26 protein-coding genes and 1 pseudogene are annotated in these 25,234 nt (G+C 66.6%); 14 read left to right on the top strand and 13 right to left on the bottom strand.

Annotation, left to right across the window (positions count from 1 at the left end; genetic code table 11):
- Positions 1 to 721 precede the first annotated feature (721 nt).
- Positions 722 to 1,294, bottom strand: coding sequence for a GNAT family N-acetyltransferase (locus ABN034_RS29610; RefSeq protein ID WP_349694272.1), 573 nt, complete (start codon positions 1,292 to 1,294; stop codon positions 722 to 724).
- A gap of 388 nt (positions 1,295 to 1,682) precedes the next feature.
- Here ABN034_RS29610 and ABN034_RS29605 point away from each other — a divergent pair, with 388 nt between their 5' ends.
- On the top strand, positions 1,683 to 2,687 hold the full coding sequence (locus ABN034_RS29605) for an aldo/keto reductase (protein ID WP_349694271.1): 1,005 nt from the start codon (positions 1,683 to 1,685) through the stop codon (positions 2,685 to 2,687).
- A 309-nt stretch (positions 2,688 to 2,996) separates the two neighbouring features.
- Here ABN034_RS29605 and ABN034_RS29600 read toward each other — a convergent pair whose 3' ends face one another.
- On the bottom strand, positions 2,997 to 3,593 hold the full coding sequence (locus ABN034_RS29600) for a ribonuclease FAU-1 family protein (protein WP_349694270.1): 597 nt from the start codon (positions 3,591 to 3,593) through the stop codon (positions 2,997 to 2,999).
- A 227-nt stretch (positions 3,594 to 3,820) separates the two neighbouring features.
- Between ABN034_RS29600 and ABN034_RS34665 the strand changes: the two are divergent.
- Both ABN034_RS34665 and ABN034_RS29595 read left to right on the top strand, forming a co-directional pair.
- A pseudogene (locus ABN034_RS34665) lies at positions 3,821 to 4,075 on the top strand (HIT domain-containing protein); the annotation flags it as partial.
- 81 nt (positions 4,076 to 4,156) lie between these two features.
- Entirely contained in the window at positions 4,157 to 5,095 is a 939-nt protein-coding gene (locus ABN034_RS29595) for a cyclase family protein (RefSeq protein ID WP_349694269.1), read from the top strand.
- Between the two features lie 447 nt (positions 5,096 to 5,542).
- Here the strand turns inward: ABN034_RS29595 and ABN034_RS29590 are convergent, their stop codons facing one another.
- The 3 genes from ABN034_RS29590 to ABN034_RS29580 form a co-directional block, all read right to left on the bottom strand.
- Positions 5,543 to 6,268, bottom strand: a complete 726-nt coding sequence (locus ABN034_RS29590) for a DinB family protein (protein WP_349694268.1) — start codon at positions 6,266 to 6,268, stop codon at positions 5,543 to 5,545.
- 115 nt (positions 6,269 to 6,383) lie between these two features.
- Positions 6,384 to 6,950, bottom strand: a complete 567-nt coding sequence (locus ABN034_RS29585) for a DinB family protein (protein WP_349694267.1) — start codon at positions 6,948 to 6,950, stop codon at positions 6,384 to 6,386.
- A 228-nt stretch (positions 6,951 to 7,178) separates the two neighbouring features.
- Positions 7,179 to 7,922, bottom strand: coding sequence for a Stf0 family sulfotransferase (locus ABN034_RS29580; protein ID WP_349694266.1), 744 nt, complete (start codon positions 7,920 to 7,922; stop codon positions 7,179 to 7,181).
- A 427-nt stretch (positions 7,923 to 8,349) separates the two neighbouring features.
- Between ABN034_RS29580 and ABN034_RS29575 the strand changes: the two genes are divergently transcribed.
- Together ABN034_RS29575 and ABN034_RS29570 are read left to right on the top strand one after the other, a co-directional pair.
- The gene (locus ABN034_RS29575; RefSeq protein WP_349694265.1) at positions 8,350 to 9,132 is read left to right on the top strand and encodes an aspartyl protease family protein; all 783 of its coding nucleotides are present in this window, start codon (positions 8,350 to 8,352) and stop codon (positions 9,130 to 9,132) included.
- A 243-nt stretch (positions 9,133 to 9,375) separates the two neighbouring features.
- Complete coding sequence (locus tag ABN034_RS29570) at positions 9,376 to 9,801, top strand: phosphomannose isomerase type II C-terminal cupin domain (RefSeq protein ID WP_349694264.1); 426 nt, start codon at positions 9,376 to 9,378, stop codon at positions 9,799 to 9,801.
- An 879-nt stretch (positions 9,802 to 10,680) separates the two neighbouring features.
- Here ABN034_RS29570 and ABN034_RS29565 read toward each other — a convergent pair.
- Positions 10,681 to 12,270, bottom strand: coding sequence for an FAD-dependent oxidoreductase (locus ABN034_RS29565; protein WP_349694263.1), 1,590 nt, complete (start codon positions 12,268 to 12,270; stop codon positions 10,681 to 10,683).
- Between the two features lie 73 nt (positions 12,271 to 12,343).
- On the opposite strand from ABN034_RS29565, the gene ABN034_RS29560 reads away from it, so the two are divergent.
- The 5 genes from ABN034_RS29560 (at position 12,344) to ABN034_RS29540 (ending at position 15,824) form a co-directional block, all read left to right on the top strand.
- Positions 12,344 to 12,910 carry a helix-turn-helix domain-containing protein gene (locus ABN034_RS29560; protein WP_349694262.1) on the top strand — a complete coding sequence of 189 codons (567 nt, stop codon included), beginning with the start codon at positions 12,344 to 12,346 and terminating at the stop codon, positions 12,908 to 12,910.
- A 156-nt stretch (positions 12,911 to 13,066) separates the two neighbouring features.
- Positions 13,067 to 13,507, top strand: coding sequence for a VOC family protein (locus ABN034_RS29555; protein ID WP_349694261.1), 441 nt, complete (start codon positions 13,067 to 13,069; stop codon positions 13,505 to 13,507).
- A 78-nt stretch (positions 13,508 to 13,585) separates the two neighbouring features.
- A complete protein-coding gene (locus tag ABN034_RS29550; protein ID WP_349694260.1) occupies positions 13,586 to 14,086 on the top strand; it encodes a pyridoxamine 5'-phosphate oxidase family protein in 501 nt (166 codons plus the stop codon).
- Positions 14,087 to 14,261: 175 nt separating this feature from the next.
- Positions 14,262 to 14,672, top strand: coding sequence for a YciI family protein (locus ABN034_RS29545; protein ID WP_349694259.1), 411 nt, complete (start codon positions 14,262 to 14,264; stop codon positions 14,670 to 14,672).
- A 6-nt stretch (positions 14,673 to 14,678) separates the two neighbouring features.
- Positions 14,679 to 15,824, top strand: a complete 1,146-nt coding sequence (locus ABN034_RS29540; RefSeq protein ID WP_349694258.1) for an RNA polymerase sigma factor — start codon at positions 14,679 to 14,681, stop codon at positions 15,822 to 15,824.
- Positions 15,825 to 15,874: 50 nt separating this feature from the next.
- Here the strand turns inward: ABN034_RS29540 and ABN034_RS29535 are convergent, their stop codons facing one another.
- The 3 genes from ABN034_RS29535 to ABN034_RS29525 form a co-directional block, all read right to left on the bottom strand.
- Positions 15,875 to 16,711 carry a class I SAM-dependent methyltransferase gene (locus tag ABN034_RS29535; RefSeq protein ID WP_349694257.1) on the bottom strand — a complete coding sequence of 279 codons (837 nt, stop codon included), beginning with the start codon at positions 16,709 to 16,711 and terminating at the stop codon, positions 15,875 to 15,877.
- 211 nt (positions 16,712 to 16,922) lie between these two features.
- Entirely contained in the window at positions 16,923 to 17,945 is a 1,023-nt protein-coding gene (locus ABN034_RS29530; protein WP_349694256.1) for an amidohydrolase family protein, read from the bottom strand.
- Positions 17,946 to 18,089: 144 nt separating this feature from the next.
- Positions 18,090 to 19,055 (bottom strand): helix-turn-helix transcriptional regulator, encoded by a 966-nt coding sequence (locus ABN034_RS29525; protein WP_349694255.1) that lies wholly within the window; start codon positions 19,053 to 19,055, stop codon positions 18,090 to 18,092.
- A gap of 169 nt (positions 19,056 to 19,224) precedes the next feature.
- On the opposite strand from ABN034_RS29525, the gene ABN034_RS29520 reads away from it, so the two are divergent.
- The 3 genes from ABN034_RS29520 (at position 19,225) to ABN034_RS29510 (ending at position 21,276) form a co-directional block, all read left to right on the top strand.
- Positions 19,225 to 19,551 (top strand): DUF1905 domain-containing protein, encoded by a 327-nt coding sequence (locus ABN034_RS29520; RefSeq protein WP_349694254.1) that lies wholly within the window; start codon positions 19,225 to 19,227, stop codon positions 19,549 to 19,551.
- 149 nt (positions 19,552 to 19,700) lie between these two features.
- Positions 19,701 to 20,111, top strand: coding sequence for a hypothetical protein (locus tag ABN034_RS29515; protein WP_349694253.1), 411 nt, complete (start codon positions 19,701 to 19,703; stop codon positions 20,109 to 20,111).
- A 172-nt stretch (positions 20,112 to 20,283) separates the two neighbouring features.
- Positions 20,284 to 21,276: a GNAT family N-acetyltransferase gene (locus ABN034_RS29510; protein WP_349694252.1), complete on the top strand. Its 993-nt coding sequence runs from the start codon at positions 20,284 to 20,286 to the stop codon at positions 21,274 to 21,276.
- Positions 21,277 to 21,492: 216 nt separating this feature from the next.
- On the opposite strand, the gene ABN034_RS29505 is transcribed toward ABN034_RS29510, so the two are convergent.
- A complete protein-coding gene (locus ABN034_RS29505; RefSeq protein ID WP_349694251.1) occupies positions 21,493 to 22,020 on the bottom strand; it encodes an HAD domain-containing protein in 528 nt (175 codons plus the stop codon).
- Between the two features lie 168 nt (positions 22,021 to 22,188).
- Here ABN034_RS29505 and ABN034_RS29500 point away from each other — a divergent pair, with 168 nt between their 5' ends.
- On the top strand, positions 22,189 to 23,010 hold the full coding sequence (locus tag ABN034_RS29500; protein WP_349694250.1) for an ArsR/SmtB family transcription factor: 822 nt from the start codon (positions 22,189 to 22,191) through the stop codon (positions 23,008 to 23,010).
- Between the two features lie 111 nt (positions 23,011 to 23,121).
- Here the strand turns inward: ABN034_RS29500 and ABN034_RS29495 are convergent, their stop codons facing one another.
- From ABN034_RS29495 to ABN034_RS29485, 3 genes are all read right to left on the bottom strand, one after another.
- The gene (locus ABN034_RS29495; RefSeq protein WP_349694249.1) at positions 23,122 to 23,769 is read right to left on the bottom strand and encodes a methylated-DNA--[protein]-cysteine S-methyltransferase; all 648 of its coding nucleotides are present in this window, start codon (positions 23,767 to 23,769) and stop codon (positions 23,122 to 23,124) included.
- A gap of 93 nt (positions 23,770 to 23,862) precedes the next feature.
- Complete coding sequence (locus tag ABN034_RS29490; RefSeq protein ID WP_349694248.1) at positions 23,863 to 24,177, bottom strand: hypothetical protein; 315 nt, start codon at positions 24,175 to 24,177, stop codon at positions 23,863 to 23,865.
- Positions 24,178 to 24,273: 96 nt separating this feature from the next.
- The gene (locus ABN034_RS29485; protein ID WP_349694247.1) at positions 24,274 to 25,167 is read right to left on the bottom strand and encodes a phytanoyl-CoA dioxygenase family protein; all 894 of its coding nucleotides are present in this window, start codon (positions 25,165 to 25,167) and stop codon (positions 24,274 to 24,276) included.
- Positions 25,168 to 25,234: the final 67 nt, after the last annotated feature.

Below are 25,234 nucleotides of genomic sequence, written 5' to 3'. Positions count from 1 at the left end.
TATATCGGCGACTTCAAGCACCGCTCGATCTACCAGGAGTTCCTTCCATTACCAGCGAAGACACGGCCACCATGATCAACAGAGACGAAGCTCACACCAGAGAACCAGGTTCAGGAACAGGCTCTTACGAGGAATGCGGAGAACAAGCTTCGTGCCCAAGTACACGGTCAGATTGACCTTCCCCTGCAGTGGCACCGGGGTTACCTCTTCACGCGCTACCCCATAGTGGGCGGCAATGGCGTGGACGGCGTTCGTCAAGGAGTTCGAGTCACCCAGGTCGTCGCACATGTCGTGCTCCTCAGGGCAGGGTCGCCAGCGGTCGCTACGAAGCGTAGGAACGTGACCCTTTTGGACACAAGGCGACAGAAGCCGTCGTCTGGGTCATGACCACTCGGCTTCCATGCTGGCGCTTTCCAGGCCCGCGAGCAGCTCTTCGCCTGGATGGTCGCGAGGAATTCGTTGACGATTCGCCCGGTGAGTTCGGGCAGGGCTTCAGCGAAGCCGTGTTCACCCTCGACCCATCAAACGCTGTACCCGTGCCTTGTCGCACAGTCGGCCAGTCGCTCGCGCTGTTCGATAGCTTCTTGCGATTCGGGCCGCTCGGGAGTACCGCGAGTGAGCACGAAGAGGGCCGGTGTTGTCATTGCCTGGCGCGCCGGTCCCCGACTCGGCGAAGCGACGCACCTTGGTGCCGGGCGACGTCTCGCGAGGGCGTGAGGACTCAGGGGGTGGGAACCGGCTCGGACGACGGTCGCCACTCTCGCCTGATCAGCCCGTAGACCCACGAGTCAGAGACCTCGCCGTTCACGATGCAGTCTTCCCGCAACGTCCCTTCACGCACGAAGCCGAGCTTCTCCAGCACGCGGGCAGATCCCACGTTGCGCGTATCGGTCTCAGCCTGGACGCGATTGAGGTCCAGCGTGTCGAATGCCCACCGCAGCAAGACGTGCGCTGCCTCGGTCGCGTAGCCGTGGCCCCACGCTGCATCGTCGAAGCAGTAGCCCAGCGATGCGCTGCGGTAGTCCGGATTCCACCGGTTCAGGCTGCACCAGCCTATGAACGCGCCGTCGGAGACACGATTCACGGCCAGCCGCGCCCCGGTGCCTTCGTCCGCCATCTGCCGGCAGGCCGTGATGAACCGCTCGGCGCGCACGCGTTCGCTCCAAGGCGGCGCATCCCAGTAGCGCAGCACGTAGGCGTTGCTGTGCAGCGCGAAGAGGTCGTTCGCATCCGCGTCGTCGAAGGGTCGCAGTCGAAGGCGAGCGGTGTGCAGCGTGGGCGTTGGCAGCGACATGGGCGTCATGTTCCCTTCCCGAGATCGGTGGCCGATCAACCAGACATCCGATGCCGGCCACTCGCAACGGGTTTTCTCGGCGGGTGGGCAGGACGATGTGCTCACTCATCGGCAGATCCGTGCACCGGGCCGGTGCAGGCGGCTCGCCATCGAGGTCGCCATCGGTAAAGAAACCTTTCCTGCGTCACGTTGTTCCGGGTCAACCGTTCTAGCTCTACCGAAGGTTGGCCTCACGTGGCGTCCGGTCGCTGAGCGCCTGGTCGTGGGCGACGGCGACGAACGAACGAAGTCGACGAAGCCCCAACCCGGCGAATGATGTCGCACGCGTATCGATACGGCCAACACATTGCATTGGACGTATAGACGTGGCCGCCCTAGGTTCGAGGTCATGGAGCAACGATCTCTCGGCCGAACTGGACTGAAGGTTTCCGAGCTGTGCATGGGCACCATGACGTTCGGAAATGAGACTGATGAGCAGACCGCGCACCAGATGCTCGACGCCTTTGTCGACGCCGGCGGGACTTTCGTCGACACCGCCAACGGATACTCGGCCGGGGCGTCCGAGGAAATCCTCGGTCGCTGGCTGAAGAACAGGCAACGCGACGATCTCGTCATCGCGACGAAGGTGTTCCACCGGGTCGGGCCCGGGCACAACGACCGCGGTGGCGGGCGCAAGCACATCATGACCGCGGTCGAGTCGAGCCTTCGCCGCCTGGGCACCGACTACATCGACCTCTACCAGACCCACGTCTTCGACGAGAACACCCCGCTCGAGGAAACCCTTTCCACGTTGGACAGGCTCGTCACGAGCGGCAAGGTTCGATTCGTCGGGGCGAGCACCTACGCCGGCTGGCAGCTGCAGAAGTCGATCGACCTTGCCCGCCAGCACGGGTGGGAGCCGTATGTGTGCCTGCAGCCGCTCTACAACCTGCTCGACCGCGACGCCGAATGGGAGCTCGTCCCCGTCTGCCTGACCGAAGGGCTGGGACTCATTGCGTGGAGCCCACTTCGGATGGGGCTCCTGACCGGGAAGTACCACCGTGGCATGACGGAGCCGATCAGCGGAACGCGGGTCGAGCGGCTGAACGCCATCGGCGATCCTGCCTGGACGAGGTATGCAACCGAGCACACCTGGCGGGTGCTCGATGTCGTGAGGGAGATCGCCGAGGAAGCCGGACGGTCTGTCGCGCAGGTATCGCTGCGCTGGCTTTCGCAGCGACCCGGAGTGACCGCACCCATCATCGGGGCACGCACAATGGAGCACTACGAGGACAACGTCGGAGCGGTCGGTTGGTCGCTCACCGACGACCAGATGCGTCGGCTGAACGATGTGAGCGTACGCAGCCTTCCGTATCCGCACGATGTGCTCGCATGGGCTCAGACCCTGCCATGAAGCCGCGCCAGGTGAGCGCTGCGGCCAGTAGGTGGTGACCTCGGTGCCGCCCCTGTTCCGCGGCGGCCACGGGACGTGACGGTGTGACAGGGAATGACAGTGGGAATCGCTCCGTAAGTGACAGTTCCAGCTTTACGCGCGGCCCAACCGGGCTAACGTCACCGGTAAGAGCATACGAGCGAGGTCATCCGCCGGACGCCGTCTCGCGAGGCGTGAGGACTCAGCGGGTGGGAACCGGCTCGGACGACGGCCGCCACTCTCGCCTCCTTGAAAGCTGCACTGCTCAGTGGGGCAGGCAGTCGCTCATGGTCAGGTCGCGGTGAACGCGTCTCTCGGCCAGCTGAAGCGTGGTGTCACCGTGGTTGGTAAGTCCCACCAGGCGGGCAACGCTGTGGGCTCCCAGTCAGGATGAGCCACGAAGTCGCACCACGTGCCGTCGAAGGGAAAGGCCTTGCGCTCGATCGCGCGGGTAACTGCTTCTGCGCGAGCCCTGATGGTGCGCGCCTCCTGCTCGGTCCAGAACATCGGATCGCCGGTCTGTGCCGCGAGCTCGTCTTCGTCTTTCCACTCCCACTGACCATTCGGTTTGACGAGGACGTCGAGCGCAAGGTCGAACAGATCGATGCCTCCGGCCCAGCGCGACCCAGGAGACTCAAGGTTGATGTACCAGCCAATGTGATCCCCTGGTGCGTCGAACCCCCACCACACGGAGTGGTCGCTGTCGGGCGGGGTCAGGATGAGCGTTCCGAACCGGAAGTACGGCATAGGTTGCAGCGTCGTCGGCGTCTGTAGTTCCTGCGCGTAGGGCAGGTGCCTGGTCGGCTCGCTGTTCTCGGTGACGCGCCGCATCACCGTGGAATCCTTGGCGATCCAGATCAGCAGGCCCGGCTCGTCATCGGCGACCACCCTTGCACATTGAACGGTCGCCAATCGACCGTCGGGATGTAGGCAACGGCGAACGACGGTCTGCCCAGGTCGGAATCTCATGGAGGGCAATCTAACCACCGTCACGTCGGACGACTGTCCATTCTGTTCCCTCGCTGCGACTGATGGCGATCCTGAGCTTCCCTCCTACCAATCATCTGTAGCGCCGGCGTTTCTCCAACCTCTACCAACGCGATCGCAACCGCGGACATCAGTTGGTAGTCCCACGCGAGCACATCGCCGACCTCTACCGGCTCCCGAGTCAGATGTACGCCGGCATGCTCGGGGCCGTTGCAGTCGTTGCACGCGCGGTCCGCTCAGCCATCGACGCCGAAGGAGTCACAGTTCACCAGCACAACGAAGCCGCTGGCGGGCGATCGAGCCCATCCCTCCCGCATGGGCCTGGACGTCGACGGACGCAACCGGACGATCTTCAGCGGCCTACGGATGAGGTGTCAAAGTAGTAGAGGGCGGATAGCCTGCCTGCGGTGCCCTCGAACCGCATGACCGGAGGAGTCGATGCAGGGATGACGACAAGGCGGCCGATGCCCACACGGGACGACGTGCTGGGGTACTTCAACACGCTGTCGAACTGGGGGCGGTGGGGCGACGACGACGAGCTCGGCACGCTGAACCACATCACGGACGACGTTCGGCTGGCGGCGGCGCGGGCCGTGCGCCACGGCAGGAGCGTGTCGTGCGCATGGGAGGTTGCCGTACCGGAAGAAATGGAGCGGTCGACGACGACGTGCCCATGCGCCGCCGACATGCCGGGTGCCGAGAACATGCCGGTGGCCGCATTCCACAAGGACCGGCGCTGGGGCTTTTCGAACGAGCGGCTCGGCATCTTCTTCCACGGCAACACGATCACCCACGTCGACTCGCCGTGCCACATCTTCTGGGACGGCACCATGTACAACGGACGGTCGCACTCGCTGGTCGACGCCGCAACGGGATCGGCCTGGGCAGCTGTCACGGCGGCCGCGAACGGGATCATCACACGTGGTGTCCTACTGGACGTCGCGAGGGTCCGCGATGTGCCGTGGTTGGAACCGGGGCAGGGTGTGTTTCCCGACGATCTCGAGGAGGCTGAGCGTCGCCAGGGTGTTCGGGTGCGGTCCGGCGATGCGGTGTTCCTACGGACGGGCGGTGGCCGCGTCCGGCACGAGGCCGGTGCGACGCAAGGCTTCACGCAGGCTGGCTGGCACGCGTCCTGCCTGCCGTGGCTGTACGAGCGGGAGGTTGCGCTGATCGGCGCCGACACCCCTCAGGACGTTCAGCCGTCGGGGTACGAGGACGTGTTGATGCCGGTTCACGCGGTGAGCCTCGTCGCGATGGGTCTGTGGCTGCTCGACAACTGCGACCTGGAGGGGTGCGCGACGACGGCCGCCGAGCTCGGCCAGTGGGACTTCCACCTCGCAGTTGCGCCGATCCGCTTCGCCGGTACGTCCGGCAGCCCGGTCAACCCGATCGCTACATTCTGACGCGTTCACCAGCTCCTCAGAGCCCGGTACCGACCGAGTGCTGACACGGGCAGTACCTCGCGGAGAACCTCACCGGCGTCCCCCGGATCAGGCTGCCCCAGCCTTAATCGGACCGCTACGACCGCCCAACGAAGAGGCCTCTCACCCTCTCGACAACACAGCAGCTCTGGGCGCACACAGCAGCGAAGTACGACAACGCCAACAACCACCGTCGACCTGCCCCGACCGGAGATGGCGTGACGTACGCCTGGCTGACCGCCATCAACCAGGCACCCGATGGTTCGCTCGAGGGGTCAGCCGGGCCACTCATGGGAAATCAGCCGAGGGCAAGGAGGGGTACTGCAGGCCGCTGCAGCCTCATACTCACGCGGCGAGCCGGGCGGCAACCGCCAGATTGCCTCTTCGTGGCAGAGGCCATCCGCCAGCTGGGGGGTGCCGTACGGCGAGTCACGCTCCACTGCTGGGCTCGGTGGACCTGTGCTGCAGTACGTCGAGGTCGCGGCAGGCATATTGGTGGTGCGCCCACTCTTCGGCGATGACGATCTCCAGGTAGTGCCGTACGGGATCGGTCGTTTGGTCGCAGATCCGGTCGAGTTCGGCTTCGGTGAGTGCATCGATGATCTCCCGCACTCGTGCCATCCGGTCCCGCCGCACTGCGAGGACTTCCTCGAGTGTCGGGTCGTCAGGGTCCGGGCTGACGTCACCCCACCCCCGAACCGGGGGCCCCCACGAATGGTCTTGGGCGCCGGTGACCCAGCGAAAGACGGAACCATCGGTCACGCCCACGAGGTGGCGCAGGGTTTCCACGAAGGACCACTCGCCGTCCACTCGCTCATGCACCATCGGCTCCGGTAGCCGCTGCGCCCGATCGACCGTGGCCGCCCACAAGCCTTCGAGGATCGACCACGCTTCGCGGAAGCCCTCGGGCGTTGTCGGCTTCATCTTGGCGTGCTCCGGGAACCTGCGCAGCTTCTCGGCCTCCACCAGCGGGGCGATCGGAATGCCGTCCCACGTGAGGCCCTCGCAGCTGCCCCAGATCTCGGTGTTGATGAAGTCGGCACCTGTGATCCGGGCGTTCTCCATCCAGATGTTGTGCATACGCGACTCGGAGAAGTCCACCTCGACCAGTCGCGAACGGCGTAGGTCGTTCTTGAACATTGCGTGCTCAGGCATACCTGGCACTGTACGAAGCGAAACTGACCACCACTATGGCCTGTTTCTTCGCGTCGATGCGCGAATCCGCCGCCGCCGAGGCGGTTGCCCTGCCAAGCGACACTGTGGCCGTCGCTCAGTCATCGGCGCAGCGGACGCCCTGGCTTCTGAGGAACGTGCGCACCTGAGCCGAGTGCAGGGGGAGGTGGTACACGCCCAGGACGAGTTGGCGCGCCAGCGAGTCCGTCCCGGCGCCTAGGTGCCACCTGGGCAGTTGTGCGGCTCCCTGATCATCGGTCAGGTCAGCAAAGAGCTTGTCGGCCTGACGCCGACAGTGGTCGACGTAGCCGAGCAGCTGTTCGCGAGAATACGTAGGCGGCACGACGTACCAGTCTTCGTCGTGCGGAGAGAACGGGGCAGGAGGTGCCCAATCCGTCTCCATGGCAGACAAGTCGGCGTCGGTGAAGAAGAGCGCGTGGTAGGCAGTTCGCCACACGGCACCCTGGGCCCGGAGCTTGCGCTCACTGACCGCTGGGTCATCGAACGGCCGCCCATCAGGATCCGTCACAGGCCCGCCGTCGGCACTTACCTCCCACATACTCGCCTCCCACAGCTCATCAGGACAACCGCGCAAGACGATCTCCATTTCGTCAAGGCTCAACCGGTACTGTGCCGCGACTGCAGAAACCCAGATCGTGGTCATCTCCAACGCTCCGTCTCATCCCGTGTCCCGGAAATGGTCAGCCCGGAACTGCCTCGGCCTCGGTCGTAGCTTCGAACTGGTCGGCGACGCTACTGAAGGGAACCGGCCAGCGTGGTGTCCTGTTTGAACCAGGGAATCTGGGACGTGAGGACAAGGCACCGGGAATCACGGAGCTACGGCGCCTGCCTCTACGGATAGGTGAGACGGGCATTCCACAGCGGTCTGGGATCAGTCCGTCGGCGGCCGGCTTCGACGCTCGGCCTGATACCGGGCTACCCAGGTCGTGTTGAGTGCGGTGCCCTGGCGCTCGGTCTGCGCGGTGATCGGCTGTGCGGATGATGGGTCGACGTCCAGGAACGCGAGCACTCGCCTTGTGACGCCGGCCGGGTCCGCGTCGAGATCCTCGTACGTAACTGTGCACGGCTCGATGTTGTGCTCGTCGAACCATCGCATCCAGGCCGTGTTGTGCTCGTCGACCAGGTGGAGGAGCCCGTCGATCAGGTCGTAGTTGTAGTCGGGGTCCGGACCCGGATCCGACCCGGCCGGCCGGTACCACACCCCGGTCAGGTGAGCCCGCGCCAACGAGACAGCCTGCGCGATCGTGTCGGCGCGTCGGATGAGAACGAACCGTAGGTCGGGGAAGGTACGTCGCAGCAGCTGGGCCGCATCCAGCCCGGAGCTGGCGGGAAGGGTGGCGAGGTTGGTGAGCAGGTCGTCGAAGTATCCCCACATCACCTTGGCGGCGAATACTCCGTTCGGGGTCGTCCCCTCAGACAACGCGGCGCGCAGGTAGTCGGGCCATGGTGACTCCGCCGGGGCCGAAGCGTCCCAACGCTTCGCCCAGAAGGCCTCGTCCCCGCGCCAGAAGTACTCCTCGGCCCGGCCCGCGACGCCGCTCGACTTGAGCAGACCGCACAGCATCGAGCTGCCACTACGCGGTGTCCCGCATACGAGGCACGAACGGACGGGCATGGTCGCGTGCAGGCTCACAGGTCGACTGGCCCCATGTCGGTGCAGGTTAGGGCGAGCGCAGTCCACTCGGCCGTTCCCGCCGTGACCTCTTCAACTCGAACGGTCATGGGGTGGCAGCCTAGGTGGGTCGATCATGGAATTCGATCGATTTTCGGGACGGCGCCAGATAGGAAGGCCAGCGGGCAATCCGCGTGCAATTGCGGGACCGACGGATACGGACTGCCTGGACAACGAGGCGCCATGGCGTGCCCTGTTACGGCCGAACCAAGACTGCATGGACTGATCTGGACAAGTGAGCATGGGTTCCATATTCGTGTGCCGTCCGGGCCCACCGCCTTGACAGCTACTCCCTGTGGGAGGTCTCCGGGGACGCCATCAGTGCACCTGATCTGTACAGCCAGCTGCCTCCGCTGGCACCATCACGCGGATGACATCCGGGCTCACACTCCCACTACCGGTCGTACCCGATCCGTCGAGTCCCCGCGCCCGCCAGGTACTCCTGGATGCGGTCGCAGACGACGTCCCCATACGCATGCTGCTAGACACCGGGACCTACCGCAGCTCGGTACCGCACCGAGACGCACTCGCTGGCCGTCTCCGGCCGGAAGGTCCGGATCCGAATACGGGCGCGGGTCAACATGACGAGAGGCTTGTGCGGCTGGAGACGTTGCAGTGGGGTTCATTGACGGCACGGGGACTGACGGTGAGTCTCCAGGCGCCCGGATGGCCGCACCCACCCCTGCTCGGCATGGATGTGCTCGGCCCACACGCATGCCACTTCCGATTCACCGAGGGCGTCCTCGAGCTCGACGGACCAGCACCCACGGACGCGCTCCTGCCTTTGCCAACACCGTCGAACAAGTCCCCGGCAGTGCCAGTGCACTGGGGGAACACCACCGTCGATGCCGTATGGGACACCGGCGCCGGCATCACCATCGTCGACCGCACGTGGGCCGAATCCCATCCAGAGATTGTCACCATCACCCACGAGTTCGGTACGGGCACCGACGTCTACGGCAACACCGGCAGGAACCCCAAGGGGCGGCTGGCGCCGTGCCGCATCGGCAATGTCACGTTCCCCGAGCAGGACTGCGGCGTGCCGGACCTTTCTAGCCTCAACATCACGATGTTCCTCGGCCTACCCCTCATCAGCCATGCCGACTGGTATATGGACTTTCCCCGGCGTCACTGGAGGAACAGTGCCCCATAACGTGTGCCGTGCGGCGCCGTCGTCACCTGCCCTCGTCGCGGGGACTGGCGAGCGAAGCAGCGATGTACTGCAACGGCGGCAACCATGCTGGCTCGCCCCTGACCCCAGCATGACCCCAACGACCTGCAAGGACGGCCGAACTCGAGCCATCGGCCCGCCTGCCTCTACGGATAAGGAGGTCATGGAGCCACGCCTGCGCGCCTCCTGCCGACGAACCGGGGGGCACTACGACAGAATGGCCCAGTGACCGAACGCGCACAGCGCCCGTGGGGCACCTACACCGTCGTCGCAGATGGAAACGGCTTCAAGGTGAAGACCATCGAGGTCCACCCAGGGCACCGCCTCAGCTACCAAAAGCACGCACGCCGTTCCGAGCACTGGTTCGTGGTGGCCGGCGAAGGAGCGGTAACCCTTGATGGCAGCATGATCAACGTGCGGCGCGGTGATGCCATCGATATTCCCCAGGGCGCCGCCCATCGCATCCACAACACCGGGCTCGTTCCTCTGACGTTTGTCGAGGTCCAGCACGGCGACTACTTCGGCGAAGACGACATCATCCGCCTCGACGACGACTACGGCCGGTCACAGCCGGCTCGATCACCCGAGGGTAGGCCCGACGAGCCACGCCACGCAGGGAGTACGGACCACACAGGCCGAGTCGGGTCGTGAGCCGTTGGAATGGTGCGGATCGCCGCATCCACAACGAGACAGGGCGGAGTTCGTCCGGTCTACTACCTCTGGTGAGTCCTCCGGCGCCCGTGAGCCGTAGGGGCGGAACCAATGGGCCACCCTATCGAGGGCAGAAGGGCTTCCGATCATGCCCATGGGGCCCCAACTAATTGCCCGGTACGACATGCCGCTGTAGCAAGTCTTCGACCAACGCGGGCGCGCAGCCTGTTCCCCTTGGTGTCATTTCTTTCGCGTTGGAGGTGGAACGCTTTTGGGTAGGAGGTTATCGGCATCGAGGAAGACCGTGTCGACGATCCGAAACGCCTCAGACTTGCCAAGCATGCACTCATCATCCGGACCGACAGTCTCATAGTAACCGACGAGCTTTAGACGGGTGGTGAAATAGATTCCAGCCTGCAAGTCGCGATTGCGAAGCCTCCTATGAAGCACCGTGAATTTGGTCCTGTGGTGAGGCCTCACTCTTACCCGCCATCCCGACGGCCAGAGCAACGGGACCCTGCTGCTGTCCTCGTCGGTGACGAGCCAGATACATCCGTCGTCTGTAGAGCCCTGAATCTTCCCCGTCAGCTCGGATATTGCCGAACGGGTAGGCCTGCCGGACGAAGGCAGGTCTACGATCCACTCATCGGCCCCGTGACACTCAGCCAATTGATCGCCTCTCCTCGCGCGACAACCGCCGACGATGAAGGATCGAACCCGCCCCCGACAACGCCGCAAGCAACGCTCAGCGCCAGTAGGTCCGATTGTTGCACCCACATCAGGTAGCGCTTGAGCGGTTCGTGGAGCTCATGCAGTTCATCGACGGTGGCGTGTCGTCGGCGGGGGTTCTAGGGCAGGTCGGGGGAACGCGGAATCTTGTCAGCTAGCGCTTCGTCGGGCCCGTAGCACGACGTCTTCGATGTGGTGGGCAGCAGAGGCGGCACCCGCCGGGCGAGGTCGCTTCTCATGAACCTCGATGTTCCATTCGGTTGAGTCGGTGAGCATGGCTGCGAAGTCGTCGACTCGTAGGTAGGCGTCTGGGTCGAATGGTCGGCTGTGGGCCAGCGTGCCGGTCGGCGCACGCATCGGCTCGAGATCGTGGCTCACAACAAGAAGCGTGCCGCCGGGAGCAACTGCGTTGAGCAGGTTGCGAACACCGCGGCCATCGGGTGTGCGGGGAATCGATGCGTAATGCGCTGACACGAGGTCGAACGCTGCGGTGTCAAATGCATCGACTGCGTTCGCGTCAGAGCGGTGGCAGACGACGTGGAGAGCGCGGCGCTCGGCCTCGGCGTTGACACGGTCCAGTGCGCGTTGGGAGATGTCACTGGCAGTCACCTTCCAACCTTGTTCGGCCAGCCAGAGTGCGTCGCCGCCCTCGCCGGCGCCCACGTCGAGTGCGCGGCCAGGCGCGAGGCCGCCGACCTCGTTGACGAGTGTGCCGTTCGGGTTGCCGCTCCACATCTGGTCGCCGGCGTAGCGATGATCCCAGTCGGCCTCGTTGCCTGATCGTCGGGCGTCGGCTCGGATGTCGTCGGCTGCGAGACTGAAGCTGACCATGGCACCGACGCGGCTGCCGTCGGCGGCGGCCTGCAACACCTGCTGGCTCGGATCGGTGACGTTGCCGGCGGCGTAGAGACCCGGTATCGCGGTTGCCCCGGTCGCGTCGGTCTCCACGACATCCCCGAGCCCGGACGGGTGCGCCACCGGTCGCAGACCGAGCGAGGCAAACGGTTCGGCGCGTGCCCTGAACCGAGGACCGACCACTACCGCGTCGGCGTCGATGCGTTCGTGGTTGGCCAGCTCGACGGCCGCGACGTGGCGGTCCGCGCCCGTGACGACGCGGCCCACCGGCCCGGACCGGATGTCCACGCCGGCCGCCCGAAGGACGTCGAGCTCGGACTCGTCGATGCCGACAGGGTTGTGGAGCACGACGGTGAGCCGCTCGCTGAGCTGGCGAAACAACCCGACGGGGTGCAGTCCCATGGAGTGGGTGACGATCTGGACGATGCGGCGGTCGCGGACCTCGAAGCCGTGGCAGAACGGACAGTGGATGACCTCGCGCCCCCAGTGCTCGGCCAGTCCGTCGATGTCCGGAAGCACGTCCACCAGACCGGTGGCGGCAATGACTCGGCGGGCGACGACGAAGTGACCATCGACGAGTTCGACGCGGAAGTGGTCGTCATCGGTTCGGGTCACGCGACTCGCCCGACCGGCGAGGACCTCACCGCCGTAGCTGCGTACCTCCTCGCGACCCACGGTGGTCAGTTCTGAAGGCGTGACCCCCTCACGGCCGAGGTAGCCGTGCATGTGCGCGGCGGGGGCGTTGCGTGCATCGCCGGCGTCGATGACGATCACCGACCGGCGCTGACGCCCGAGTTGGAGCGCGGCGGCAAGTCCGGCCGCTGATCCACCGACGACCGCGACGTCACAGTGCCGTTCTACGGGTCGGAAGTCTGAATCACTCATGCCCCGGACGCTACGCCATCCTGGCGATATGTGCGAGACTACTTGCAGCATCCGCAAGGCACCTGGAGAGGCGATGACGGAACCCAGGGAGATCGAAAAGCTGGTTCGGACGCGGCTACGGAGTCTTCGAACGACCCTCGGCTTGTCGCTCGACGAGGTCGCCGCACGCACCAACCTCAGCCCCTCCACCATCAGCCGCGTCGAAACCGGCAAGCGGACGATCAGCCTCGACATCCTGCTGCCGTTGGCCACGGCCCTGCATGTCGACCTCGACGCCCTGCTCGACGTGCGCAGCGACGACGATGTGGTCATCCGCCCGACGCCGGACAGCACGGGCGAGCGCACAACCTGGATGTTGAGCCGGCCGACCGACAGCACGACCGCGGTCAAGGTGCGACTCGAACCAACCCGCAAAGCGGCTGAGCAACGGGTCCACCCCGGTCACGACTGGTTCTTCGTCACCGAAGGACGGGTGCGCTTGTCCCTCGGCGAACGCGAGATCACCGTCGAGACCGGCGAGGCCGCCGAGTTCGCCACCATGACACCGCACGCCTTCGCAGCCATCGACAGCCCGGCCGAGCTCATCATGATCTTCGATCGAGACGGTCACCACGCCCACATCCACCGCGAAACCGGGTAGCCATCGAAGAACGTAAACCTCGGCGCCCCGGGGCGGCGACGGCCAGATGTAGATCCCTGGAACTCATCACGTTCCGGGTGTCGAGAACGCGGCGCTGGCTCCGTCCTAGGTACACCAGTGGCCACAACGGGCGGCGCGAGGAAGAAGGAGAACACCATGACGATTCAGCGGATGGACAACGTCGGCATTGTCGTCGAAGACATGGAGGCCGCCGTCGCCTTCTTCACCGAACTCGGTATGGAGGTGGAGGGCAAAGGGCAGGTCGAAGGTCCCTGGGCTGACCAGACCGTCGGACTCGACGGGGTCCGCTGCGACATCGTGATGATGCGGACCCCAGACGGCCACGGCCGGTTTGAGCTGGCGAAATACCTGACTCCCGCGGCGATCGCCGCCAACCCGCAGAACCCGCCGCACAACACGGTGGGCATGCACCGGGTCATGTTCGTCGTCGACGACATCGAGGACGTCGTTGCCCGCCTGCGTACTCACAACGCCGAACTCGTCGGTGAGGTGACGCAGTACGAGGACAGCTACCGGCTCTGCTACGTCCGCGGCCCTGAGGGGATCTTCATCGGGTTGGCCGAGGAGCTCGGCTAGCGGCCCGTGGCGGCCGACCTGCGACCAACCAGAACGATCCGCCTGGAGAGACCGAGAACGGCAGCGGGAGGAACAACAATGCAACCGAACGAGATCACCGAGGTTCTGAACCGACCGATCAGCCAGGAACTGTTGGCCCGCGACCTGACCCGCTTGGCCTACGTCGCCAAGGACGGCACACCGCGCAATGTGCCGATCGGGTTCACCTGGAACGGCTTGGAGATCGTCATGTGCACGACGAAGAACGCGCCGAAGCTCCCGGCCCTACGCAACAACCCGACGGTCGCCATGACGATCGACACCGAGGTGCACCCACCCAAGATCCTGCTCATCCGCGGCCGCGCCGAGCTGGACTACGTCGATGGCATCCCGGACGAGTATCTCCAGGCGACCAGCACCTACGAGATGACGCCCGAGCAGCGGGTCGAGTGGGAGGCGGAGGTGCGTTCGCTCTACCGCGACGGCATGGTCCGGATCGTCGTGACCCCGACGTGGGCGAAGCTGATCGACTTCGAGACGACTCTGCCGAGCGCGGTCGAGGAACTGGTCCGACAGCGGGAGGAGCGTCAGCACGGCTGAGGGGCGCGCGGTCGCTCGCGTTGGGTGGATCACCCACGCCTCAACCCCACCGCGGCACACGGAGTCTGTGAAGTCCGCCAGGAAATCCAGGTGTGATGTCGAGAACCCCCGCGCGGCTCCGTCCCCGGAGTGAACACGGCCACAATGGGCCTGACCGCACAAGAAGGAGATGCTGATGGCCAAATACCTGCTGCTCAAGCACTACCGGGGCGCACCGGCACCGGTCAACGACGTGCCGATGGACCAGTGGACGCCGGAGGAGGTCGACGCGCACGTGCGGTTCATGCGCGACTTCGCGGCCCGGCTGGAGGAGACGGGCGAGTTCGTCGACAGTCAGGCGTTCTCACCGGAGGGTACGTTCGTCCGCTACGACGGCGAGGGGCGACCGCCGGTCACGGACGGCCCGTTCGCGGAGACCAAGGACCTGATCGCCGGCTGGATGGTGATCGACGTCGAGACCTACGATCGGGCGCTCGAGCTCGCCGGCGAACTGTCCGCGGCTCCGGGCGCGGGCGGGAAACCGATCCACGAGTGGCTCGAGGTCCGCCCGTTCCTGGGCGCGCATTCGACGTGCATCACGGAGTGACGCACGGTGGATGAGTCCCTGCTGCGGGCCCTCACCCCTACCGTGATCGGGATCCTCGTCCGCCGCGGTGCCGACTTCGCGGCGGCCGAGGATGCCGTGCAGGACGCCCTGGTCGAGGCCGTGCGCGTGTGGCCGGACGACCCACCGCGGGACCCCAAGGGCTGGCTGGTCACCGTGGCCTGGCGCAAGTTCCTCGACGCCGCCCGCGCCGACACGTCCCGACGGCACCGCGAGGAACGCGTCGAGGGCGAGCCCATGCCCGCCCCGGGCGAGGCGATGGACGACACGCTCCAGCTGTACTTTCTGTGCGCCCACCCCTCCTTGACACCGGCCTCGGCCGTCGCGCTCACGCTGCGCGCGGTCGGCGGCCTGACCACGCGTCAGATCGCGCAGGCCTACCTCGTGCCAGAGGCGACCATGGCCCAACGGATCAGCCGGGCCAAGCGGACCGTCTCGGGCGTCCGGTTCAACCAGCCCGGGGACGTCGCCACCGTGCTGCGCGTGCTCTACCTGGTCTTCAACGAGGGCTACTCCGGCGACGTCGACCTCGCCGCCGAGGCGATCCGGCTCACCCGCCAACTGGCGGCCAAGATCAACCATGAGGAGGTGGCGGGCCTGCTTGCGCTCATGCTGCTCCACGACGCGCGGCGCCCGTCACGTACCCGCACCGACGGCAGCCTCGTGCCCCTCGCCGAGCAGGACCGCAGCCTGTGGAACACCCGCCTGATCGCCGAGGGCGTCGACGTCCTCCAGGGGGCCCTCACCCGCGACCGCCTGGGCGAGTTCCAGGCCCAGGCCGCCATCGCCGCGCTGCACGCCGACGCGCGGACGGCCGAGGAGACCGACTGGGTGCAGATCGTCGAGTGGTACGACGAACTGCTGCGGCTCACCGACAACCCGGTAGCCCGCCTCAACCGGGCCGTCGCGGTCGGCGAGGCCGACGGCCCCCGGGCCGGCCTGGTTGCCCTGGCGGAGCTCGACCCCTCCCTGCCGCGCCACACGGCGGCCGCCGCGTACCTCCACGAGCGTGACGGTGACCCAGTCACCGCAGCACGGCTCTACGCCGAAGCCGCCCGATCAGCACCCAATCTCCCCGAACGCGACCACCTCACGCGACAGGCCGCACGGCTCAACGCGCAGCTGCGCAGTTGAGCGGCGGACGGTAGGCATCACCGATCCGATTACCCTCGCCCAATTGCATGTCAGGGACGCCAGATGACGACCTCGACGGCACTGGCTCGCTCGGCAAAGCGGCCGTTCGGGGCTGATTTCTGCAGGAGGTGGCGCAGATCGCCTTCGAAAGCGGTGAGTTGGTCGGTGAACAAGTGCGGCGCCGAACTGGAAAGGGAGAACACCGCCGAGATGATCTCGTCAATGCTCCGGTCGGCGATCCGTTCCTCGTCGATGGTGATCCGGGTAGGGCCGTTATAACCGGCGTGTCGCATGACGGCTTCCTCGCCTCCGCGGGTGCCTTGCGGCAAGTGGCCCTGTCCGGCCCGGCGTACTGGTCCGAGATACCGGGCGACCAGGTCCTCGATCTGTTGCCACGGTGGTGGCGGGTGCGGCAACGAGTGCTCACCGGTCACACCACGGTGCGTGGTGGCACCGACGTGGATCCACGCCCCACCTGGGCTGAGCATGTCGCGGACGCGACGGGCGACCAGGGGCTGATCCATCCAGTGGAACGACTGGGCGAACGAGGCGACCTGGAACGTGCCCAGGCCGGCTGGCAGGTCCTCGGCGCGCAGGTGCCGCCATTCGATGGTGCCTGCCTCCGCCTCCCCGGCCCGGCGCTGTGCTTCGGCGATCATGCCGGGGTCGGCGTCGACGCCTACTGCCGAGGCGAACAGGGGTGCCAGCAGGACTGTGAGCGACCCGGGTCCGCAGCCGACGTCCAGCAGTCGCCCGGTGCCGTCGAGATCGAGTTCATGGCAAACAGCGTCGGCGAGGCTGGGCGGGTAGGGCATGCGGCCGATGCCGTAGTGGGCTGCGCTCCCGGAGAACAGCGTCTCGTCCCACGTCCATTCCTTGGCGTCCATTTCAGGATGGTACTGGCGAGGCGATCGGCGGCCGGTCGGTGATCCGACGCCACAGCCGGGCAGGTGCATTCCGCATGTGGCGCCTGGAAGTGGCCGAGCATTCGGGCCGGGAACGTGAGGATGGTTGTCAAAATCTCGTGGGCAGCGCGGGGTGTAGGGCTCCTCCTCGAGGGCGAAGAGACAGACGCGGCAGCAGGAAAGGAATGAGGGATCAGGGCCCGAGGCGGGCGAGAAGCTCCGCTCGCCTGTCGGGTGTGGTGAAGCTCGCCTGGATGGCGTTCCGCGCGATGTCGTGCAGCTGTCGAATGGTGAGACCGAGTGAAGCTGCCACGAGGTATTCCCGCCCGATCGTCGTACCGACCTGGATCGGATTGTCTGTCGCGAGAGCCACCGAGACACCAGCCTCGATGAGCTGAGGCAGCGGATGCTCCTCGAGCGACGGCGTGGCGCCTAGGAAGGCATTGCAGGTCAGTGCGCACTCCAAGGTGATGCCGCGGTCGATGAGCAGGTCAATGAGGCCCGGTTCGGAGGCGGCGTGAATGCCGTGCCCGATGCGGGTGAGGCCGGGTGTCTGGGCCGCGGCGGCGATGTTGGCTGTGGACATTTCGCCAGCGTGCGCGGTGACGCCGAGACCGACCTCCGCGAAACGCTCCGCAAGGCGGTGGATCGGGGTCCAGTCGGCGTCGGTGAGGTACGGCTGGTACAGAAAGTCCACGCCGGCGAGGCCGTCGCCCCGGGCCCGCACGCATTCGTCGGCGATGGCGGCCACCTCGTCCGCGGGCAGTGTCGTCATGATGATGGCGATAGCCTCGGCGCGGAGCTGAGGGTACTTTTCCTGAGCGCGCTGTTCAGCCTGGCGGAAGAGTTCCATGAACCGAGCCTTGCGTATTGTGCGGCCGTCGCCTCGCACCTCCACGTAATGCGCGCCCGCCTCGGCCTCGAATTCCAGGAGTTCGGCAAATCGGGCTACGAAGAGGTCGTCATCATCGTCTGCTAACGGAACTGGTTTGACCGTGCCGATGAGACGCAAGCGTTCTTGTCCGGCTGGAACGGTCTCGATTATCTGACGGCGCCAGGCCGACCAGTCATATGGTGGTCGACCGTCACGCCTGGAAAAGATGCGATCCAGGCATCGCTCAGCCTCTTGGTGCAGATGCAGGTCGGCCTTGGGAATCGCGTCGATCGCTCGTAGACAATCGCTGGTCATCGCGTTCGTGGGATCCGTGCTCAGCATCGGCGGCGCCGTATCGATTCGAGGAATTCGGATTGGCTGATTCTACTTGAATATCCCCCAAGGCTGACGGCCGGCTGAGAGCGCATACGGGGCGAAGAAACGTGTCCGGAAATTGCCAGGGCTGCGACGATGGCCGGACCCAGGTCAAAGCCGTGGACTCTCGCCTGCGGCCAGTAGTCGCTGCCCGATGGTCCGCGCGGCTTCCTGGAGTTCGGGGCATTTCACGATCCGAAACGACGCCGGGAGCGCCGCGAGTTGCTCGGCGTACCAGATCGGGTTGCTGGTGCTGCCGACCAGTCGAGCGGTCCGAGAGTCGACACGTTCGAGCCGCCCGAGGGCGCGGGGGAGGCAAGGTGTCACGGTGTCGACGGGCGCGTCGATGACGACCTCGGTGGCGTAGTCCCAGCCGACGGCGAGGTGCGTTTCGAGGTCGGCGACGGGGTCGAGGTCGGCGGGCGGAGTGAAAATGCCGTCGAGGATCTCGACGGCGGTGACCCGGTCGATGCGGTAGGCGCGCCGATCGTTCGCATGGTGGGACCAGCAGAGCAGGTACCACCGGCCGTGGCGTACGACGACCGCCCACGGGTCAACCTCGCTCACCCACTCGGACCCTGCCTCGGAGCGGTAGGCGAGCCGCACCCGTCGGTGGTTCGAGCGGGCCTCGACGAGCGCGGTCGTGGTTTCGGGGTCGGGCCGGGCGGCGGAGCGGTCGGGGGCGGGCGCGGTGCTTCGACGGACGGCCTCGGCCTGGGCGGCCACCGGCTCCGGGAGTGCCTGCACGATCTTGCCGAGTGCGCTGCCGACCAGGGTTGCCGGATCGCCTGCGTCGTGGTGGCCGTCGAGTACGGCCATGACCAGTCCGAGGGCTTCCGCAGCCGTGAACATCAGCGGCGGAAGCCGAAGGCCGCGGCCGAGGCGGTAGCCGCCGTGGGGTCCACGGACGGACTCGATCGGGATACCGGCCTCGCGGAGGATGCCGACATATCTCCGGGCGGCCCGCTCCGAGACGCCGAGCTTGTCGGCGAGCCGGTCGGCGGTGATGCCCGGGCTGGCCTGGAGGAGTTCGAGGGCCAGGAGGGCCCTTGCGGTGGGGCTCGCGTCGTACGGCATTCGAAGTCCAAAATCCGGAAGTGAAACGTCCGGATCGGAGCGTAGCGTGTGGCGCCATGACCAAGGAAGACCGACGCCGAGGGCGACGGGGCCGGCAAGTGCAACGCCCGTTGAGCCGCGACCGAGCGGGTCTTCCCTACGACGAACGATCACGGCCATGATGGCGGGCATGGAAGAGCCGGCCAAGGGGGACCACGACGGCATGGTCGTGGAGTTCAGCGGCGAGATCTGGCAGTGGCGGGGCCCGGCGCCGTACTACTTCGTCACCGTGCCGGAGGAGGAGAGCCTCGACCTGCAGGCGGTTTCCGCGGCAGTCACCTACGGCTGGGGGATGATCCCCGTCCAGGTGCGGATCGGCGACACCGAGTGGGCGACGTCCCTGTGGCCCAAGGACGGAGGATACGTCGTACCGCTGAAGGACATGGTGCGCAAGGCCGAGGGGCTCGACGACGGCGACACCGTCACAGTCCGGCTGGCCACGAGTGGTCGCCAGTGACGCGAGTGGCACCCAAGCTGTACCCACGGTCGGGGACGCCCGCAGATTCTGCGTGCCGCCGGCGACCGGGACCCCTCCCATCCGCTCGGCGATACGCTCCGGAGAAGTAGGACGAACTGGTCGTATCCGCAGCGACTGCGAGGACGGCGATGAGCTCTGTCGGTCCGGAACACGTGCCCTCTCCCGAGGCGGACCAGCCGCCAGTTGAGCAACGTCCGCGCGTGGTCACCGTCGCCGCCGGGCTCTGGCTGGCGTTGGGCATCGTCCTCGCGTTGGCTGCCCTCTGGTACTGGGCGCGGCAGAGCGGGACCGGCGCGTCACTGTCGCCCGTTGCGGTGTTCCTCGTCGTCGGGCTGGGCGTGGTCTTCGTGGTGGCGTCGACGCGGCTGCGACGCGGAAGTGCCGTTGCCCGGATCGTGCTGACCGTTCTCGGCGGTCTCTTCATGCTCGCGCTCTGGCCCATACCCGTGGTGGTGCCCGCCGTGGTCCTGCAGTTCCTCCCGGCAAGCAACGCGTGGTTCCGGCGGCAGGCGGCGCTAGCTCGGCCGGAACAGCCCTGAGCCGATCGCGGTGGACACGGCAACTCCTCAGCCATACTCTCGCAGGGCGCTGGAGGGCGCTTCCGGGTCCGCGGGAAGGGCATAGTCCACCTTCGTTCGACCTACGTACGCACGTCGCCGGCCTCTACTTTCTGGCCTGAACGTGGACCCAGGCGCTCGAGAAGGAGACGCCATGGCTGTCCGTTCGCCGACATCTGGTCCAGAGCCGCTCCATCGCCGACTCCAGTTGGCTGGAGCGTCCAACCACCAGAGCATGTTCGGTACGCAGGCGGTGGCGGCCGGCGGATCGGTGCGACGCACGTACGACGGCGTGGTGGCCTACCGGCCCGGCACGGAGATCCTCGTGGGCTTTCCGGACGTACCGTCGGCCGAGGCGTCCGAGTTCGCCGACGAGGTGGTGGCCTTCGCCCGACAGCATCGCCCTCTCGGTCAGGTGGGCTGGTGGTCGATGGATGAGCGGGCGGTCGACGACCTCGGACCCCGGCTTCTCGCTCGGGGCTTTCACTGGGGTTGGCGGCCGAACTGGATGGGACTGGACCTCACGAACCTCGTCGAGGACAATCCCGAGCCCGAGGGCCTGGTCGTGGCCGAGATCGACAAGGACACCGGTCGTGGTCTGGGGGATCTGCCGTATCGGCCGGTGGCCAGCGATGGGACCGCCCCATCGCTGCGGTGCTTCGCCGCGTTCCTCGAGGATGTCGGTGTGGGCACCGTCATGCTGCACCTGTCCGGGTTCGAAGGGGAGTCGATCGGCGGAATCTACGACACGGCCGTCGTGGCCGGTTCGCGGCGGCAGGGCATCGGCACGGCGCTGACGGTCGCCGCATGCCGATCTGCGCGAGAGTTGGGCTGCCAGCATGTTCTGCTCAACGCGACAGCCATGGGTGAGCCGGTCTATCGGCGGGCGGGCTTCACGGCGTTGGGTGAGGCCGGTCAGACCTGGTGGATGCCCCACGAGACGCTCCAAGCCCCGCCACCACCGCGCGAGGAGGTAGTCCTCGTGGAGGCGATTGGACGTGGAGACGTGTCCGCCGTCCGCTGTGCACTGCGGGCCGAACCGCGGGCGCTCGAACGCAGGTTCAGCTGTGGACTCACCCTCGGCGAGATCGCTGAGGTGACCCACCAGCACACGATCACGCGGTTGCTCACGTCGTACAAGCCCTGATGTGCACCGTCGCGACGTCACCTACCGCACTGGCCGCGCGTGATCCGGCGCTACGGGCGCTTTCTGACCGTCCGGGTCGATCACGCGGAGGCAAAGTGGTCAACTGTCCTGTCTGCCCGGGAGGTCGGGGCGCTCGACATGCAGGTTCGGCTGCTGGCTCATCGACATTCCCCTTCCTGGCGTTGCTGTTCGGCCACCCGACTGGACCATGGGGCTTCAGGTCGTGGGCTCGGCTTGCGCGCTGGGTATTCGCCGGAGCCAGTCGTTGAGGGTGTCGAAGTCCACGAGCGTGAGGCCGTGTTGAGAGTCGACGCGGTGAAGCATGGCCGGGCCGTGATGGTGTGTCGTGACCCATGACCGGTCCAGCTCGCCGATCTCGTCGTCCACCCAGATGAACGGGCGTCCTGCGGCAGCCTCGACGAGGGCCTGGGTCTTCCAGTGCAACACGCTGAAGTCGTCTTCTTCGGGTGCGTCCGGAAGGTCGGCCACTGGTAGCTCTGGCAGTCCGAGCAGCGGAGCGATCACCTCGTTGGCGTCATGCATCCACGCCGTTGCCCAGACGAGTTCGCAGGACAGTGCCCGCAGTCGTGGGCCGTGTGCCGGATCGAGCTTCGCGAGCTGTGGATTCGACGCGTCCTGCCATGCGTCCCAGTCGATGGGCGAGGGACGCGGAACGCCGCCGACCGGCAGGAGGGTCCCGTCGACGTCCAGGAACAGCAGGGGGCGCCGTGCATGATCGGCCACGGCGGCACGGTATCGGCTTTCGCGAGGCAAGCCGTTGGGGCCTTTCACCCGAATCGTCGGCGCCATGATGTCGGCCTCCGCCCGACGGGTCCGGAGTGCGGTTGACATGCAGCCAGTTGGCTGCCTAACTTGTAGGCAGCCAACTGGCTGCATTTTTGGGGGTGGCAGATGGATGAGGTGTTCAAGGCACTGGCGGACCCGAGTCGGCGGCGGCTGCTCGACAGCCTGAACGTACGGAGCGGCCAGAGCCTGCGCGAACTCTGTACGGGTCTGGACATGGCCCGGCAGTCCGTCAGCAAGCACCTCAGCCTCTTGGAGGCCGCCAACCTGGTCGCCACCGTGTGGCGCGGCCGGGAGAAGTTGCACTACCTCAACGCCGAACCGATCAACGCCATCGCCCAGCGGTGGATCAGCCAGTACGACCGCGATCGGGTCCACGCACTCGCCGACCTGAAGACAGCATTGGAGTCAGAACCCATGAGCAAGCCGGAGTTTGTCTACACCACCTACATCAACACCACGCCCGAACGACTCTGGCAGGCGTTGACCGATCCCGCGTTCACCGCGCGGTACTGGGGGACCACGTTCGACACGGACTGGAAGGTGGGATCGTCGATGACCTGGAACGAGCACGGCATCATCTCCGCCGACCCCGACCAGGTCATCCTCGAGTCCGAGCCCTGCCGCCGACTTTCCTACACCTGGCACACCTTCACACCCGAGTGGTACGCCGGTGCGAAGGAATGGGTGAGCGCGGACTTCCTCGACAGGGCGGTGAAGGAACGCCGATCCAAGGTGACCTTCGACATCGAACCTGCCGGACCGTTGGTCAAGCTGACCGTCGTCCACGACGGCTTCGAGCCCGACAGCGTCGTCCTGGAAACTGTCAGCCAAGGCTGGCCGCACCTGTTGTCCAGTCTCAAGTCGCTGCTGGAGACTGGCGAGCCCCTTCCTGACCCCGAGCCGGTCGGTGCCCGCCAGGGAGGCTGAGCGGCCGGCGGGCGCGGCCGTCGACCTGATCACGGTCAGGTCGATAGCCGCGGACGCGGTCGGGTTCCAGTTTCCGGCGGGCGGCCGGTGCGATGTCGGTGGAGATGGAGGTCACGATGCGGCCTCCATCTCCAGAAGGGTCCTCTTGGCGGTGACGCCGCCGACGTACCTCCCGATCGAACCGTTGGCCAGGACCACGCGGTGGCAGGGCACGACGACGGGGAGCGGGTTGCGCGCGCATGCGGTACCGACCGCACGCACCGCTGCCGGACTGCCGGCGGCCGCGGCGACGGCGCCGTAGCTCGCGGTCGTGCCGTAGCCGATCTCGCGGAGACGATCGAGCACGAGCCGGCGGAAGCCGCGAGCGAGCCGCATGTCCAGCGGCAGGTCGAAGACTCGTCGGCGGCCGGTGAAGTACTCGTCGATCTGCCTGGCCGCCGGATCGAGTCGGGCAGGGGTGCGGAGGATGCGCGGGCTGACCTCGCCCGCGAGGGCGTCGAGGACCTTCTCGTGACCCTCGATCGGGTACGCCACGCGGACCAGCCCACGTTCGGTGCCCGCGACGAGCAGTTCGCCGACGGGGGTGTCGACCGTGCGGTACGCGACATCGAGGATTCCGGCCTGCTGGGCCTGGTCGGTCAGGCGGTCGCGGAGCCGGTCGTACGCCTCGCCGAGCGGATCGGCGTCGGCCGCCCGCTCGAGGGCGGCGCGCAGGTCGGCGTCTGGGCCGGCGTCGGGTTCTGGTGCGGTGGTGATCATCGGGTGATCCCCTCCTGTAGGCGGTTCTCACCCTGTCAACGCACGGCACGGGACCTTTGTGAGGTCCGGCGACGCCACCCCCTCACTGCAAGCTCAGGCGCTCACGTCGACGAGCTTCTCGAACCAGAACTCGTGCTTGAGGAACGACACGTCGTACTCGTGACCCGGATACGGCGGGATCAGCTGGGCGGCCTGGATGAGCCGCCAGCCGTCCTGCAGGGCGGCGACGCCGGTGTCGTAGGCCGGTTCGTCCGCGTCCCCTGTGGTCGGCGCCGTCCGGCCGGTCCCGTCGTAGACCGACCAGCCGACGACGGAGCTGTCGAGGGCGGACGTGGCGAGGTAGAGGACGAGCACCTGTTGCCGCAGGGTCGGCTGCGCGACGGTCGTCGGCGCGGTGGCGGCGTTCATGCAGGCTCCATTCGTTCGTACGTACGTACGCCTGCGAGAGGTCGTACGGCACCAGAGGGGGAACAGGCTCGGGATCGGACGGCCGTGGCGCGGGTTTCAGACGCCGGCGGTCACGACGCGCTTCGGGTAGTTGGAGACCCGGGTCGCCCAATAGTCGATGTCGAAGGTCTCGTCGCCGGTCAGCGCGCGCCACATCAGCACCCGGTTGTAGATCTCCAGCCGGCCGGTGGCGTGCTCATACCACGGGAAGCGGGTCCGCAGCTTCTCACCGACCGCGGGGTCGTGCAGGTCGTCGGTGTTCCACAGCCGGTGCTGGCGCACGGTGGGGTTGAAGCGGATCTTGAACATGTAGCGCTTGATGTCGCTGTCGTTGCGGCGCCCGCCGTGCCAGATGCCGTGGTGGACGAAGACCACTGTGCCGGCGGGGCATACGAGCCGCGTCTGGCCGCGGAGGTTCTGGTAGCGCCCGGTGTCGGACTCGTTGGTCCGGCGCAGGTGACTGCCGGGCACGCTCAGCGTGCCGCCCATGTCGAGCGTCACGTCCTGTGGGTAGTACATGAGCTGGACGTCGAACGCGTCGAGGCGTACGTCGATGATGGCGTCGCCGTGCAGGGGCTGAGCCTGCCCCTGGCGAGGTGACCGCACGTGCACGGCGTGGTGGTCGATCGTCGGACCCGGGCCGACGAGACTGTGGATGGCCCCGGCGACCTTCGGCAGTTCGACCAGCCGCCGGACGAACGAACCTTCCGGGTAGGTCTCCTCGATCGACGTGCCGTAGGGCGCGTGCGGGACGCCGGCGGTGAAGACGTCGACCGCTTCGGCGTTCATCTCCGCGGGGACGACTCTCTCCATGATCAGCGAGCCGTGTGAGACGAAGTGCGCCATCTGGACCGAGGTCAGAAGGTCCTCGCGGGCGGGGTGGATGGCCATGTCCTCTCCAGGGGTGCCGGGGATCGGGCTCGTGGCGTACGCAGACCTGCTGGTCGCCACCCATCAACGGTAGGTCGGGTAGGGCAACAATTGCGTGGGTCTCGTTCACCAGTAGTGGTAGATATTC

It is taken from the genome of Actinopolymorpha sp. B11F2, assembly GCF_040195635.1.
Taxonomy (GTDB): domain Bacteria; phylum Actinomycetota; class Actinomycetes; order Propionibacteriales; family Actinopolymorphaceae; genus Thermasporomyces.
This window is presented reverse-complemented; position numbering and strand designations above follow the sequence as displayed.